Consider the following 15041-nt stretch of genomic DNA (forward strand, 5'->3'; position numbering starts at 1 on the left):
ATGGACGAAGGTCTACGTTTTGCGATTCGTGAAGGTGGCCGTACTGTTGGTGCAGGTGTTGTAGCGAAGATCATCGCTTAATCACAGTTTCTGTGAAGAATGATTTGACTATACCGTAGTAAAAAGGAAGCATCTGCTTCCTTTTTTTATCAATCATATCTCTTATCTCTACTGAGTTAGGTCTTTCCTATCGTCGTTATTATTGTGCAGCGTTGCTGTCCTACCTAGATTTTTCTTGCTAAATATATTGTCATTCTGTACTATTCTCGCTCCTTAATTCTCGGTCACTTATCATTCGTTCCTTGCTTCCTTTGGATGACCGGGCCAAATTTGGAAGCTGAATAATCCGTAAGGAGCAATAAATGCGTCATTACGAAATCGTATTCATGGTGCACCCAGATCAAAGCGAGCAAGTTGCTGGCATGATCGAGCGTTACACTGGTTCTATCACTGAAGCTGGCGGTACAGTTCACCGTCTAGAAGACTGGGGCCGCCGTCAATTGGCTTACCCAATCAATAAACTGCATAAAGCACACTACGTTCTTATGAACGTTGAAGCTGATCAAGCAGTGATTGATGAACTAGAAACAGCGTTCCGTTTTAACGATGCTGTTCTACGTAACATGATCATGCGTACTAAAGCTGCTATCACTGAACCTTCTATCATGCTAAAAGCAAAAGAAGAGCGCTCTAAGCGTGAAGAAGTGAAATTTGAAGCAGACGCTGAGTAATTTTAATAGGCCGATTTAAAGCTTAACACGCCCTTAGGGTTGTTTTGAGTTTTAGCTTAATTAGTTAGTAATATTTTATTAAGTGATTTAAGTACCATGAACAGAATGAATGTTTGTGGTTTAAGGTCGATGCGTTCACTCAACACTTAGTATTAGGCCACACCATCAAGGCAGAAATTGTATTCTGACTACTCAAAATGAAGATTTTGACGAAGGTGAAGCCGACAACATTATTCAAATTTAGATCAGGAGATAGCCCATGGCTCGTTTCTTCCGTCGTCGTAAATTCTGCCGTTTTACTGCAGAAGGCGTACAAGAGATTGATTACAAAGATGTAGCAACTCTTAAGAATTACATCACTGAAGCTGGTAAAATTGTCCCTAGCCGTATCACAGGTACAAGCGCTAAATATCAGCGTCAGCTTGCACGTGCAATCAAACGCGCTCGCTACCTAGCTCTATTGCCATATACTGACAAACATCAGTAATCGGCACCGTTTATTAAGAAAGAGGATTAAGCAATGCAAGTTATTCTACTTGATAAAATCGGTAACCTGGGCGGTCTTGGCGATACAGTTAACGTTAAATCTGGTTACGCTCGTAACTTCCTTATCCCTCAAGGTAAGGCAGTAATGGCAACTAAATCTAACGTTGAAATGTTTGAAGCTCGTCGTGCTGAACTTGAAGCAAAAGTTGCAGAGCAATTGACAGCAGCTCAAGCTCGCGCAGACCAAGTTAATGCATTAGAAGCGGTTGTTATTGTTTCTAAAGCAGGTGATGAAGGTAAACTATTTGGTTCTATTGGTACTCGTGACATCGCTGATGCAATTACTGCAGCTGGTGTTGCTGTAGCGAAAAGCGAAGTTCGTTTACCTGAAGGTGCTCTACGTAACACTGGCGAATTCGAAATTAGCGTACAACTTCATTCAGAAGTGTTCGCTACTGTGAACCTAAAAGTAGTTGCAGAGTAATCTCAGTTTACTTATTAGTAAAAAAAACACCAGCTTAGGCTGGTGTTTTTTTATGATCGATTTAAATCTCAAAAGAGAAAGACCAAGCTAACAGCAAGAACACTGTCTGATTTACTCAGCCCTTCAGGGACTTGGTTATGATATTGGCGTGATTGGCTAACCTTAAGTGCGATATCTTCAGTAATATTATTAATCGCACTAATATCGGTGTCCAAACGTGTATTGCTTTCTCCCCCGACTAAGGTTGCATCTACGGAAAGTTTAAAATTACGCAGTATCTGCCACTCAGTCTTAAGGTTACTACGAAAAATAGGTTCCCGGACTAGGTTGGGGAAAACTACCTCATTACTACCAATTTCATCTAAATTGGGCTCTTGATAGCGATAACCAGGCCCAGCTTCAATTTCAACAAGCAAGGTGTCCGTATTGGTTAATTGGTAACCCAGTCCTCCAGAAAAGGTATAGTCTTTGAAGTAGGCGCTATAACGAGAATCAGTGCCACGAAAGCTGCCATAGAGATACATTTTAGGGCCTAATTTATAGTCGCTTTGTAGCGTGTAGCTAGACTGACGTTTATTTTCTTTACCATTTTTATCTAATTTGTAGAAACGCCATTCGCCATTAGTTCGATGGCGACCACGGGTATATTCTCCTTTAATACGAGTATTAAGGGCTTCTGAATCTGTGTTGCCAGAGTGCGATTGATAGCCAAATTCGATTTGACTTTGCCAAGGTGAGGGTGCGTTAATGTCCTTACTGCGATTTGTCTGTTTGTTGGCGTGGACATGGAAACTTGTCAATAGAGCCAGACTTAGAAGCCAAGTTTTGGACACATGAAACCTCTCTCAAAGAATAGAATCGCTGAATAATAAGCATCAGTTTTTGAAATTGGGTCATATTAAGGTTAATTGTATCTAAATCATAGACAAACTTTTCGATGCCTAATTACAAATATTCTATTCTCGTTATAATGGACGGTTATTGATGCATTACCGAGTGAACTTATGGCGGATCTCAGAACAGATAACCGAAACCGTAAAATTGCCGATGCCCAAGTTGATGCGATGAAAATTCCTCCCCATTCATTAGAAGCTGAACAATCGGTGATTGGCGGTTTATTAATGGATAATGATCGCTGGGATACCGTATCAGAGCGAGTTATTGCGCAAGATTTTTACAGTCGTCCCCACCGCTTAATTTTTGAAGCCGTGAAACATCTGCTGGAAGCTGGACAGCCGCTTGACTTAATCACGTTATCGGAGCATTTGGAGCTACGTGAACAATTAGAGGATGTGGGGGGCTTCGCTTACCTCGCCGATCTTGTTAAAAATACGCCTAGTGCGGCCAATATTAACGCCTATGCTGAAATTGTCGCCGAACGAGCTTTAGTACGTAACTTGATTGGTGTTGCCAATGAGATTGCTGATGCAGGGTATGATCCTCAGGGGCGTAGTTCAGAAGATTTGCTCGACCTCGCTGAAAGTAAAGTTTTTGCTATTGCAGAGTCACGCACCAATGATGGTGAAGGGCCGCAGAATGTAGATACTATTTTAGAGAAAACATTAGAACGGATAGAGCTGCTGTATAAAACGCCACAAGATGGGGTGACAGGGGTCAACACGGGCTTTACGGATCTAAATAAGAAAACCGCTGGTTTACAAGGCTCTGATTTAATTATTGTTGCTGCTCGTCCTTCGATGGGTAAAACGACCTTTGCCATGAACTTGTGTGAAAACGCCGCCATGCAACAAGATAAACCAGTATTAATTTTCTCGCTAGAGATGCCAGCAGAGCAGATCATGATGCGTATACTAGCCTCTTTGTCGCGAGTGGATCAAACTAAGATTCGTACTGGGCAGCTTGATGATGAAGATTGGGCGCGTATTTCTTCGACCATGGGCATGCTTATGGAAAAGAAAAATATGTTTATCGACGACAGTTCGGCGTTGACTCCGACCGAAGTGCGTTCACGAGCTCGTCGTATTGCTCGTGAGCATGGTGGCTTATCACTTATTATGGTTGACTATTTGCAACTGATGCGAGTGCCTGCCTTGAGTGATAATCGTACTTTGGAAATTGCTGAAATCTCTCGATCGTTAAAAGCACTGGCGAAAGAATTAAATGTTCCTGTTGTCGCTCTGTCTCAGTTAAACCGCTCTTTGGAGCAGCGTGCGGATAAACGTCCGGTTAACTCTGACTTACGTGAATCAGGTTCGATTGAACAAGATGCTGACTTAATCATGTTTATTTATCGCGATGAGGTTTATCACCCGGACAGCCCATTAAAAGGTATTGCTGAAATTATTATTGGTAAGCAGCGTAATGGTCCAATTGGTTCTGTTCGTTTGACCTTCCAGGGGCAATATTCTCGTTTTGATAATTATGCAGGCCCTGCATTTGATGATGAATAGATAACAGTATGAATTATATGAAAGCAGCAAAAGCATGCATCGACTTAGATGCCTTGCAACACAATTTACAGAAAATCAAACAGCAAGCGCCAAGCAGTAAATTGATGGCCGTTGTCAAAGCTAATGGATATGGACATGGCCTGCATCAGGTTGCCAAACACGCGCAAAGTGTCGATGCCTTTGGCGTTGCCCGGATTGAAGAAGCGCTCCAACTTCGCGCTAGTGGTGTGGTTAAACCGATTTTATTGCTAGAAGGATTTTATTCATCAGGTGACTTGCCTGTATTGGTTACCAATAATATTCAAACCGTGCTGCATTGTGAAGAGCAATTGCAAGCGCTAGAGGGTGCGCAACTCGATACACCGGTGGTCGTGTGGCTAAAAATTGATACAGGTATGCATCGTTTAGGCGTACGTCCAGAGCAGTATCATCTGTTTGTTGAACGCTTACATCGTTGTTCAAACGTCGCTAAACCTTTGCGTTATATGAGCCACTTTGGGTGTGCTGATGAACTTGATAAATCAACGACATCAGAACAAATAGAGTGTTTTTTATCACTGACTCAGGGCTGTCAAGGTGAACGTTCATTAGCGGCCTCTGCAGGATTGTTGGCTTGGCCTCAAAGTCAATTAGAATGGGTTCGGCCAGGCATTATTATGTATGGTGTTTCCCCTTTTCTTGATAAAAATGCCCAGGAAATGGGTTATCAACCTGTGATGACACTCAAGTCACACCTGATCGCAATACGCGAAGTGAAAGCGGGGGAATGCGTTGGTTATGGCGGCCTATGGCGTAGTCATCGTGACACAAAGATAGGGGTGATTGCGATTGGTTATGGTGATGGCTACCCACGGACGGCACCTAATGGTACTCCTGTTATTGTGAATGGGAGAATGGTGCCTATCGCTGGGCGAGTATCAATGGATATGTTGACCGTTGACTTAGGGCCAGAGGCATCCGATAACGTTGGTGATGAAGCGGTGCTATGGGGGAAAGAGCTTCCGGTCGAAAAGGTAGCGAGCCACATCGGGACAGTGGGATATGAACTGGTGACTAAGCTAACTTCGCGCGTGGAAATGTGTTATCTACAGGCAGGCCAATAGGCCTGTTTTTGTTTCCGGTTCGATAGCGCTACAATGCAAGGTGCACCTTAAGTGTTCATGACGAATGGGCAGCGTAATGCTATGATTTTTATCGTCTTGAACTCTATTTTTGTGGCGACTTTCTCTGACTTAACGCAAGGTCGATAAGCAAAAGCTCAGCCATAATTGGGTTTATTATGATTAGAGGGCTGATTCTCTGCTTTAAACAGAGAAGGTTCTTATTTTATTTTTGCTTTAACGGGGATTCCATATTTAATCATAGGATTAAGTATCGAGGAATAAAGCTTACTGTAACATCGGGATAGATACCATGTTGAAAAACATTAATCCAACGCAAACACATGCTTGGAAAGCACTGACTGCGCATTATGAATCTGCGCAAGATATGAACCTAAAGACACTATTTGCAGAAGATAGCCAACGTTTTAGTCAATACTCAACACGATTTGGCGAGGATATTCTGGTTGATTATTCTAAAAACTTAGTTAATCAAGACACCATGAAGCTCCTTTTTGCTTTAGCTAAAGAAACTGGCGTAGGTGAGGCGATTGAAGCGATGTTTAGTGGCGCTGCCATTAACCAAACTGAAGGTCGTGCTGTCTTGCATACAGCGCTGCGTAACCGTAGTAATACACCAGTAATGGTCAATGGCGAAGATGTTATGCCAGCCGTGAATGCGGTATTGGAGAAAATGCGCGCTTTTTCTGAGCGAGTGATCGGTGGCGAGTGGAAAGGCTTTACCGGTAAAGCGATTACTGATGTGGTCAATATCGGTATTGGTGGTTCCGATCTTGGCCCTTATATGGTGACCGAGGCGTTAGCGCCTTATAAAAACCACCTAACTATGCATTTCGTTTCTAATGTTGACGGTACTCATATTGCGGAAACACTGAAAAAAGTGGATCCTGAAACGACGCTTTTCTTAGTGGCATCGAAAACGTTCACCACGCAAGAAACTATGACTAATGCCCATTCTGCACGGGATTGGTTCTTAAATGTTGCGGGTGATGAGTCCCATGTGGCGAAACACTTTGCCGCGTTATCAACCAACGGTAAAGCGGTTGCTGAGTTTGGCATTGATACTGAGAATATGTTTGAGTTCTGGGATTGGGTTGGAGGGCGTTATTCTCTCTGGTCTGCTATTGGTCTATCGATCATTCTATCGATTGGTTACGATAACTTTGTTGAACTTTTATCTGGTGCTCATGAAATGGATAAACATTTTGTGGAAACACCATTTGAAAATAATATTCCTGTGATTTTGGCACTGATTGGAATTTGGTATAACAATTTCCATGGCGCAGAATCGGAAGCCATTTTACCTTATGACCAATATATGCATCGATTTGCTGCTTATTTCCAACAAGGCAATATGGAATCAAACGGTAAGTACGTTGATCGAGATGGTAATCCAGTGACTTATCAAACTGGCCCTATCATTTGGGGAGAGCCTGGCACTAATGGTCAACATGCATTTTATCAATTGATCCACCAAGGTACGAAGCTGATCCCTTGCGACTTTATCGCGCCTGCGATTAGCCATAATGCAGTGAGTGACCATCATCAAAAATTGATGTCAAACTTCTTTGCGCAAACAGAAGCGTTGGCCTTTGGTAAATCAGCGGATGCGGTGAAAGCTGAGTTTGTTAAAGCTGGAAAATCAGAAGCAGAAGTGGCATCTTTAGTTCCATTTAAAGTGTTTGAAGGTAACCGACCTACGAACTCTATTTTGGTTAAGCAAATCACACCTCGAACGCTAGGAAATTTGATAGCGATTTACGAGCATAAGATTTTTGTACAGGGCGTGATCTGGAATATCTTCTCATTCGACCAATGGGGCGTAGAACTGGGCAAGCAACTTGCTAACCAAATTCTTCCTGAACTAGACAATGAGCAAAGTGTGACTTCTCACGATAGTTCGACCAATGGACTAATCAATGCGTTTAAAGCCTTCCGTGCCTAATGTGGATTGATTAAGATAATCAAAAGGCTGATGTTATGCATCAGCCTTTTTGTCTTTAGTGTTAATCAGAGATTATTCAAAGCAAATTTCAATAAACGCGTTTCCCCACTGAGATGAGAAAGGCATAATAATGATCGAGCCTTCACATTTATGGCGAATCGTATGCCCTCGACCAGAAACAACAACGGGGGTTGCCATATCAAAATCAAAGCCACTTTCCGCTAAAATTCGTTTTGCTCCACCGGTTACCATGTTGGTGATTTCCCCGACCATGTCCGTCACTTCTTCATTCAAGCCATTTGGACGTTCACCTAACATATTTTGCATAATTTCCAGAGCGAGTGCTTCATCAAAAGTAATCGACATTGAACCACGAGTTTGTGGACCAATCATACCGATTAAACCTGAAATATCACCGCGAGCAATTTCGTCTTTTTTAAGACGAGGCTTCTGGGGCTTCAATTCTAATGAAGCCATTGTTTTTAGCACGTTCAGCAAAGACGCTAAAAACGGATTGACAAATTCAGCGCGCATAACTCTCTTCTATTCGTTTTATTCTCTAGTTCTGAGAACACGATTGACAGATCCCATGTGACTCTATGACATGGTTGGTAATCGTAAAGCCGTGTTTCTCAGCATTATTTGCCAACATGGCGATCAGATTATCATTTTGCAGCTCAACAACATTACCACATTGGTCACAAATGAGTAATTGAGAAAAGTGTTTATGAGCATTACAAGAGCAACAAGAAATAAAACTATTCGTTGACTCCACTCGATGGATAAACCCTTGCTCAAGTAAAAAATCTAGCGCTCTATAGACGGTAGGTGGTTTTGCTTGAGGCTCACTTTTTTTTAAATCTTCCAGCAATTCGTAGGCGCTGGAAGCTTTTTTACTAGCACAAATCAAATCGAACACTCGTTTACGCTGAGCAGTGAGTCGGACACCTCTCTCTGCACATATAGCTTCGACCTGTTTGCTAAGCTTATTATCCAAATCCATCACCATAACAATTGGTGCCTAGTAATCATATACCATTTCAAAGCAAATATCGTTTTGAGCGTCAAAAAAATCATTGATCATTGGCATCGTTTTAACCTATTTCTTACCTATAAGGCATAAATTACCTTATCTGATAGAAAAACGATACACTCAAAGCGGTTTAGTGGGTGGGATGTTATTCATTTTTGATGTTTATCAAGACCCGTTGATAACCTATGGGAGTACTTTTGGGTTATTTCTTTAGTTTAACAATTTGATTTGACTGTATATCTGGCTACCTTGGAACTTTATTGATACGGGTTTAATATCGCGGAACGATTTTTTCTACCTTAAACCTTAATTTGCTACGAATGGTTATTAGTCATTTTATTTAAGTACAATCTCAAGATGGGTAAATTGACGGCATTGATGCGATTGTTAGTAATCGCTATAATCCGCCCGGCTAACGATTTGTTGAGCAACAATTGATGTCGCTCAATCCACTTCCAACCAGTCCTTCATAGCTCAAATTAGCTAATAATCGGATGGGCTCTATGGCAATCCCCTTAAGTGGTTTTGCTTTAAGTTAAGGATTTTTTATAACATGTATCCATCTTGCCGCTTTTCTGTTGCACCCATGCTCGATTGGACTGATCGTCACTGTCGCTATTTCCACCGTATCTTGTCCAAGAATGCACTGTTGTATACTGAGATGGTAACGACGGGTGCCATTATCCATGGTAAAGGTGACTTCTTGATGTTTAATGAAGAAGAGCATCCGGTTTCGCTACAATTGGGCGGTTCTAATCCAGCCGAGCTGGCAACCTGTGCCAAACTCGCGTTGGAACGTGGTTATGACGAAATTAATCTTAACGTTGGTTGTCCATCTGATCGAGTACAAAATGGACGTTTCGGTGCTTGCCTGATGCGAGAGGCGGACTTGGTTGCGCAGTGTGTATCGGCGATGAAAAATGTTGTTGATATTCCGGTGACGGTAAAAACACGTATCGGTATCGATGATCAAGATAGCTACGCCTTTCTGGTTGATTTTGTACGTACTGTGAGTGAAAAAGGTGGCTGTGATAACTTCACGATTCATGCACGTAAAGCTTGGTTGTCCGGCCTTAGCCCGAAAGAAAACCGTGAAATTCCACCGTTAGATTACCCGCGTGTGTACCAACTGAAGCAAGATTTTCCTCATCTAACGATAGCGATTAACGGTGGTATCAAATCGCTGGAAGAAGCAGAAGAGCATTTGAACTATCTTGACGGTGTGATGATTGGTCGAGAGGCTTACCAAAGCCCCTATCTGTTGGCCGAAGTGGATAATTGTTTATTTGGTAGCAATGAGCCGATCATTAAACGCAGTGAGGTTGTTAAAGCCATGTTTCCTTACATTGAAGCTGAACTGAGTAAAGGGACTTATTTAAACCATATCAGTCGCCATATGTTGGGGCTATTCCAGAATATGCCTGGTGCGCGTCAATGGCGACGTTATATTAGTGAAAATGCACATAAACCTGGTTCTGGAATTGAAGTGCTGGAACAGGCGTTGGCGAAAGTGCCTTATCAAGACTTAGATGTGTAAATATTACCATCTCCTTTCTATTGGAAAATTCTGCAGTGTTGGCTACGTTTAGTGGCTGCTCACGGGGTGCCTCTACCTAAAACTTCAACAAGTTGTTTGGGTACCCTCGTTAGAGCTGGCTAATTTTATCGTTTCATTCGCAATTTGTGCTAAATACGCCATTCTTAAGATAACGGATTGAGCAATAGTTGCGAGAGACCTCATGACGATCACGGAATTAAGAAATCTTTATCGAGAGCAGCTTCTTATTGAAGCGGTTATAGAGCCTTCTTCTGAAGAAGGTGCTTGGATTGTAGAGTTTCGCCACCAGAGAGGGGGGCTTGTTTTATTAACGGATGCGAATGGCGAAGAGTGCCATTATTCCGATTTAGATGCGGCATCTAAAACAGCCATGGCGGTTGGATTTAAACAGGTACGAGTGGAAGGGCGAGTTGATTAAACGGTTTCTTACTTCCAAAAAGTTATAAAACATTCTCTTCTATTCTTTCTTGTTATTAACGAGAGTGGTTAACCTATCGTCACGCAATGAATAAGGACGTCGTGACAATGTCTTCAGGAAATACCTTACCACAAGAATTGGCATCGTTAGCCAGCCCAATCAACGACTCTCAGCTTTCGCAACTTCAGCAAACTGCTACGGAACTTTCTTCGCATCAATTGGCTTGGTTGAGTGGTTATTTCTGGGGGTTAAGTCAAGCACCTGCCAACCATGTCGGTGTCGCGGTATCTCAAGCACTTTCTGCAACTTCAACGCCACAGGGTCAATTAACCATTATTTTTGCTTCGCAAACCGGTAATGCAAAAGGCGTAGCTCAACAACTTGAGCAAGAGGCTCAATCATTGGGTATTGCGGTGAAGCTATTTGATGCCAGTGATTACAAAGGCAAAGATCTGGCGAAAGAAACGCACGTGATCATTGTCGCCTCAACCAATGGTGAAGGTGAAGCGCCTGATAATGCATTGGTCTTACATGAGTTTTTACAATCTAAAAAAGCGCCTAAATTGCCGCACTTAAAATATGGCGTGATTGGTTTAGGAGACTCAAGCTATGAGTTTTTCTGTCAAACGGGTAAAGATTTTGATTTGTTTTTAGAAAAGTTAGGTGCGCAGCGTTTTATTGAGCGCATCGATTGTGATGTCGATTACGCGCAACCCGCGGCTGAATGGCAGGCGAAAGCGCTACAAGTGGTGCAACAAGCTCTATCTTCTGATCAGGGGCAGGTTGTACAGCTTCCGCTTAGTCAAATTGATGCCAAGCAAGCGAGCTATTCAAAACAAAATCCATATGTGGCTACCTTGTTAACTAGCCAAAAAATTACCGGTCGTGACTCCGGAAAAGAGGTACGACACATTGAGATCGATTTAACCGATTCAGGGTTAACTTATCAGCCTGGTGATGCACTGGGTGTCTGGTATGAGAACAATCCTCAATTAGTGCAACAGATCTTAACGCTGGTCGGTTTAACTGGTGATGAGCAGGTTGCAGTCGACGGCTCGCCATGCACTGTCTATGATGCGTTAGTTTACCATTATGAGATCACTGTATCTAACCCTCAGTTTATTAGTCAATATGCCGAATTGTCAGTCAGTAAAAAGTTGCAAAAACTGGTCGAAAATAAAGACAAGCTTCGTGAGTATTCAGTGCAGACGCAAATTATTGATGTATTAAAAGAGAAAAAATGTGCTTTGTCGGCTGATCAGTTGATCGGTTTACTGCGCCGATTAACCCCTCGATTATATTCAATCGCTTCTAGCCAACGAGAAGTTGATGAAGAAGTACATCTTACTGTTGCCGTGGTTGAATATCCGGTTAACGATGAGCGGCGTCAAGGTGGTGCATCGAGCTTTATTGCTCATCAATTGGCTGAAGGCGAGCAGGTAAAAATCTTTGTAGAAGCCAATAACCATTTCAAACTCCCAGAAGATGATAATACGCCAATTATTATGATTGGCCCCGGAACCGGGATTGCGCCTTTCCGCAGTTTTATTCAAGAGCGAGATAATCGGGCTGCGCCGGGGAAAAACTGGCTATTTTTTGGCGATCGCACCTTTACCCAAGATTTTCTCTATCAAGTTGAGTGGCAGAAATACCTAAAATCCGGTGTGTTAACCCGTTTGGATGTGGCGTTCAGCCGAGATCAACATGAAAAAGTTTATGTGCAGCATCGTTTGTTAGAACAAGCTGAGCAAGTTTGGCAATGGATTGAACAAGGAGCTTACCTTTATGTGTGTGGCGACGCTCAGTATATGGCGAAAGATGTTCATCAAGCTCTGATTACGATTGCGATACAACAAGGTGGTTTAGACAAAGATCAAGCAGAACAATTTATTAATGATTTACGTAAAACGAAGCGTTACCAAAGGGATGTTTACTAATGAGCACTAAACCACAATCGCTACAGCAAGAAGTATTAGGCCAAGTATTGGGGCCATTCTCGGATAACGAGCGTTTAAAGCGAGAAAGTAATTTTTTACGGGGCACGATCGAGCAGGATCTGCAAGATCGTATTACTGGTGGATTTAGCGCGGATAATTTTCAGCTGATCCGCTTTCACGGTATGTATCAGCAAGATGATCGCGATATTCGTAACGAACGAACCAAGCAAAAATTAGAGCCTCTACATAATGTTATGTTACGAGCTCGTATGCCGGGAGGGATTATTACGCCTCAGCAGTGGTTGGCGATAGATAAGTTTGCTAGTGAGCATTCTCTTTATGGCAGCATTCGTTTAACTACGCGGCAGACGTTTCAGTTTCATGGCGTGTTAAAGCCTAATATTAAGTTGATGCACCAAACGCTGAATAGCATTGGCATTGATTCGATTGCTACGGCTGGTGATGTGAACCGCAATGTGTTGTGTACTTCAAACCCTGTTGAATCTGAATTGCACCAAGAAGCTTATCAGTGGGCGAAAAAAATCAGTGAACATCTATTACCGAAAACGCGTGCTTACGCTGAAATCTGGTTGGACGGTGAAAAAGTAGAAACGACAGAAGATGATGAGCCAATTTTAGGTCAGCACTATTTACCTCGTAAGTTTAAAACTACGGTGGTGATCCCGCCGCAAAATGATGTCGATGTGCATGCTAACGATCTGAATTTCGTTGCGATTGCCGAGCAGGGCAAACTAATTGGTTTCAATGTGCTGGTGGGTGGTGGTTTAGCGATGACGCATGGCGATACGTCAACCTATCCACGCCGCGCGGATGATTTTGGCTTTATTCCTTTAGAGAAAATCTTAGAGGTTGCAGCAGCAGTGGTCACAACTCAGCGTGACTGGGGGAACCGCTCTAATCGTAAAAACGCCAAAACTAAATACACCTTAGATAGAGTGGGTGTTGAGGTCTTTAAAGCTGAAGTTGAAAAACGTGCAGGTATTCAATTTGCGCCAAGTCGTCCCTATCAATTTACCGAACGTGGCGATCGCATCGGTTGGATAGAAGGTATTGACGGTAAGCATCACCTAACGCTGTTTATTGAAAATGGCCGTTTATTGGACTTCCCAGGTAAACCATTGAAAACCGGTGTCGCTGAAATCGCTAAGATCCATCAGGGTGATTTTCGTATGACAGCCAATCAAAATCTGATTGTCGCTGGCGTGGCAGCGGAAGATAAAGCAGAGATTGAACAGATCGCTCGGCTACATGGTTTAATCAATGATCAGGTCAGCGAGCAGCGTAAGAATTCGATGGCCTGTGTGTCATTCCCAACTTGTCCATTGGCGATGGCCGAAGCTGAGCGCTTTTTGCCTCAGTTTGTCACCGATATCGAGAATCTCCTGAGCAAGCATGACTTACCAAAAGAAGACAATATTATCTTGCGTGTTACAGGATGTCCGAATGGCTGTGGACGTGCAATGCTTGCCGAAGTCGGCTTAGTTGGCAAAGCACCGGGGCGTTACAATCTTCATTTAGGGGGCAATCGAGCGGGAACTCGTATCCCTAAAATGTATAAAGAGAACATTACTGATCGGCAGATCTTACAAGAGCTGGATGCATTGATTGGCCGTTGGGCACATGAGCGAAATGCTGATGAAGGATTTGGTGACTTTACTATTCGTGTCGGAATTATAGAAGAGGTGGTTATCTCTAAGAGGGATTTTTATGCCTAAGCGTCTTATTTTAACCCTCGAGCTTGAGCATCTATTAACATTGAGTAAGGTCGAGCAAACGCTCTACCTTGCCGAGTTAAATGGCTATCTTGAGACACTGACCGCTCAGCAGCGCGTTGCATGGGCTTTCGAACATCTTGAAGGGAGTCATGTACTTTCATCGAGTTTTGGCATTCAAGCAGCATTAATGTTGCATTTGGTTTCGCAAATCAAACCTGATATTCAGGTTATTTTGACTGATACTGGGTATTTGTTCCCAGAAACGTATCAATTCATCGATCAATTAACCGAAAGTCTCAACTTGAACTTGCATGTTGTAAGCGCAGAGCTGACACCTGCTTGGCAGGAAGCTAAATACGGTAAGCTTTGGGAGCAAGGGATTAAGGGTATTGAGCGTTATAACGCTATCAATAAAGTAGAGCCGCTACGTCGAGCTTTTGATGAGCTTAGGGTCAGTACATGGTTTTCTGGCCTACGCCGCGAGCAGTCTCAATCGCGAGCCAATTTACCGATTCTTTCAATTCAAAATAATGTTTTTAAATTTTTACCAGTGATCGACTGGAGTAATAAAGAGGTTCATTACTATTTAAAAGAGAATAACCTTCCGTACCATCCATTATGGGAGCAAGGTTATCTTTCGGTTGGTGACTGGCATACCACTCGGCAATGGAAACCAGGAATGAATGAAGAAGAGACTCGATTTTTCGGTTTAAAACGGGAATGTGGCCTTCATGAAGAAGTGAAAGAAGATCATGGTTCTGGAATATAAAGGCATAAATGTGCATAACTCTGTGGGTAACGTGTTGGCTTTGTATTGATAAAATTGGATAAATAAGGGGTTGGCTAAAAAATGCCCCTTTAAGTATTATTTTTACTATTTTCATTAAATAACGCTTGCCAAGATTAAACGGTTCTCTATAATGCGACATCACTGACACGGCAGACGCCGCAAGGCTTCAGGCAGTGTTAGTTGAGGGAAAACTTCTAAAAAAGAAAATTTGAAAAAGTGTTTGACTCTTCAAATTAACTCGTTAGAATTCACCTCCGCTTTGAGGCTCAATGAGCCTTCCAAGCAACGCTCTTTAACAATTTAAACCAATCAATCTGTGTGGGCACTCGTTGATGATAATCAAAAAGATTTATCAATGAACTGAGTGACCAATTTGATACTTATCTCTTTT

At 42.5% G+C, this 15041-nt stretch carries 15 protein-coding genes; 12 read left to right on the forward strand and 3 right to left on the reverse strand.

Going from position 1 to position 15041, the window contains the following annotated elements:
• The 4 genes from FKN05_RS16015 to rplI form a co-directional block, all read left to right on the forward strand.
• Positions 1–81, forward strand: an 81-nt coding sequence (locus tag FKN05_RS16015; RefSeq protein WP_080034449.1) for an EF-Tu C-terminal domain-related protein, incomplete at its 5' end; no start/stop codon positions are given.
• A gap of 281 nt (positions 82–362) precedes the next feature.
• Positions 363–731 carry a 30S ribosomal protein S6 gene (gene rpsF / locus FKN05_RS16020; RefSeq protein ID WP_099610040.1) on the forward strand — a complete coding sequence of 123 codons (369 nt, stop codon included), beginning with the start codon at positions 363–365 and terminating at the stop codon, positions 729–731.
• A 259-nt stretch (positions 732–990) separates the two neighbouring features.
• Positions 991–1218 carry a 30S ribosomal protein S18 gene (rpsR, locus tag FKN05_RS16025; RefSeq protein WP_000090471.1) on the forward strand — a complete coding sequence of 76 codons (228 nt, stop codon included), beginning with the start codon at positions 991–993 and terminating at the stop codon, positions 1216–1218.
• 33 nt (positions 1219–1251) lie between these two features.
• Positions 1252–1701 (forward strand): 50S ribosomal protein L9, encoded by a 450-nt coding sequence (gene rplI, locus FKN05_RS16030; RefSeq protein ID WP_099610039.1) that lies wholly within the window; start codon positions 1252–1254, stop codon positions 1699–1701.
• A 68-nt stretch (positions 1702–1769) separates the two neighbouring features.
• Here rplI and FKN05_RS16035 read toward each other — a convergent pair whose 3' ends face one another.
• On the reverse strand, positions 1770–2534 hold the full coding sequence (locus tag FKN05_RS16035; RefSeq protein ID WP_099610038.1) for a DUF481 domain-containing protein: 765 nt from the start codon (positions 2532–2534) through the stop codon (positions 1770–1772).
• A 171-nt stretch (positions 2535–2705) separates the two neighbouring features.
• Between FKN05_RS16035 and FKN05_RS16040 the strand changes: the two genes are divergently transcribed.
• The 3 genes from FKN05_RS16040 (at position 2706) to pgi (ending at position 7178) form a co-directional block, all read left to right on the forward strand.
• Complete coding sequence (locus FKN05_RS16040) at positions 2706–4112, forward strand: replicative DNA helicase (RefSeq protein WP_099610037.1); 1407 nt, start codon at positions 2706–2708, stop codon at positions 4110–4112.
• A 17-nt stretch (positions 4113–4129) separates the two neighbouring features.
• The gene (gene alr / locus FKN05_RS16045) at positions 4130–5215 is read left to right on the forward strand and encodes an alanine racemase (protein ID WP_170887958.1); all 1086 of its coding nucleotides are present in this window, start codon (positions 4130–4132) and stop codon (positions 5213–5215) included.
• 310 nt (positions 5216–5525) lie between these two features.
• Positions 5526–7178 (forward strand): glucose-6-phosphate isomerase, encoded by a 1653-nt coding sequence (gene pgi / locus FKN05_RS16050; protein ID WP_099610035.1) that lies wholly within the window; start codon positions 5526–5528, stop codon positions 7176–7178.
• 72 nt (positions 7179–7250) lie between these two features.
• On the opposite strand, the gene FKN05_RS16055 is transcribed toward pgi, so the two are convergent.
• Complete coding sequence (locus FKN05_RS16055; RefSeq protein ID WP_078927536.1) at positions 7251–7712, reverse strand: chemotaxis protein CheX; 462 nt, start codon at positions 7710–7712, stop codon at positions 7251–7253.
• Positions 7713–7737: 25 nt separating this feature from the next.
• Positions 7738–8187: a zinc uptake transcriptional repressor Zur gene (gene zur / locus FKN05_RS16060; RefSeq protein ID WP_170887948.1), complete on the reverse strand. Its 450-nt coding sequence runs from the start codon at positions 8185–8187 to the stop codon at positions 7738–7740.
• A gap of 577 nt (positions 8188–8764) precedes the next feature.
• Between zur and dusA the strand changes: the two genes are divergently transcribed.
• The 5 genes from dusA to FKN05_RS16085 all read left to right on the forward strand — a co-directional run bounded on the left by dusA (position 8765) and on the right by FKN05_RS16085 (position 14629).
• Positions 8765–9748, forward strand: a complete 984-nt coding sequence (dusA, locus tag FKN05_RS16065) for a tRNA dihydrouridine(20/20a) synthase DusA (RefSeq protein ID WP_170887950.1) — start codon at positions 8765–8767, stop codon at positions 9746–9748.
• A gap of 202 nt (positions 9749–9950) precedes the next feature.
• On the forward strand, positions 9951–10187 hold the full coding sequence (locus FKN05_RS16070; RefSeq protein ID WP_161427739.1) for a hypothetical protein: 237 nt from the start codon (positions 9951–9953) through the stop codon (positions 10185–10187).
• An 86-nt stretch (positions 10188–10273) separates the two neighbouring features.
• Positions 10274–12124 carry an assimilatory sulfite reductase (NADPH) flavoprotein subunit gene (locus FKN05_RS16075; RefSeq protein ID WP_170887952.1) on the forward strand — a complete coding sequence of 617 codons (1851 nt, stop codon included), beginning with the start codon at positions 10274–10276 and terminating at the stop codon, positions 12122–12124.
• The gene (cysI, locus tag FKN05_RS16080) at positions 12124–13860 is read left to right on the forward strand and encodes an assimilatory sulfite reductase (NADPH) hemoprotein subunit (protein ID WP_170887954.1); all 1737 of its coding nucleotides are present in this window, start codon (positions 12124–12126) and stop codon (positions 13858–13860) included. Before FKN05_RS16075 ends, cysI begins: the two co-directional genes overlap by 1 nt.
• Positions 13853–14629, forward strand: coding sequence for a phosphoadenylyl-sulfate reductase (locus FKN05_RS16085; RefSeq protein WP_170887956.1), 777 nt, complete (start codon positions 13853–13855; stop codon positions 14627–14629). Before cysI ends, FKN05_RS16085 begins: the two co-directional genes overlap by 8 nt.
• Positions 14630–15041: the final 412 nt, after the last annotated feature.

The sequence above is a fragment of the Vibrio sp. 1-1(7) genome (assembly GCF_013048485.1).
Taxonomy (GTDB): Bacteria; Pseudomonadota; Gammaproteobacteria; order Enterobacterales; family Vibrionaceae; genus Vibrio; species Vibrio fujianensis.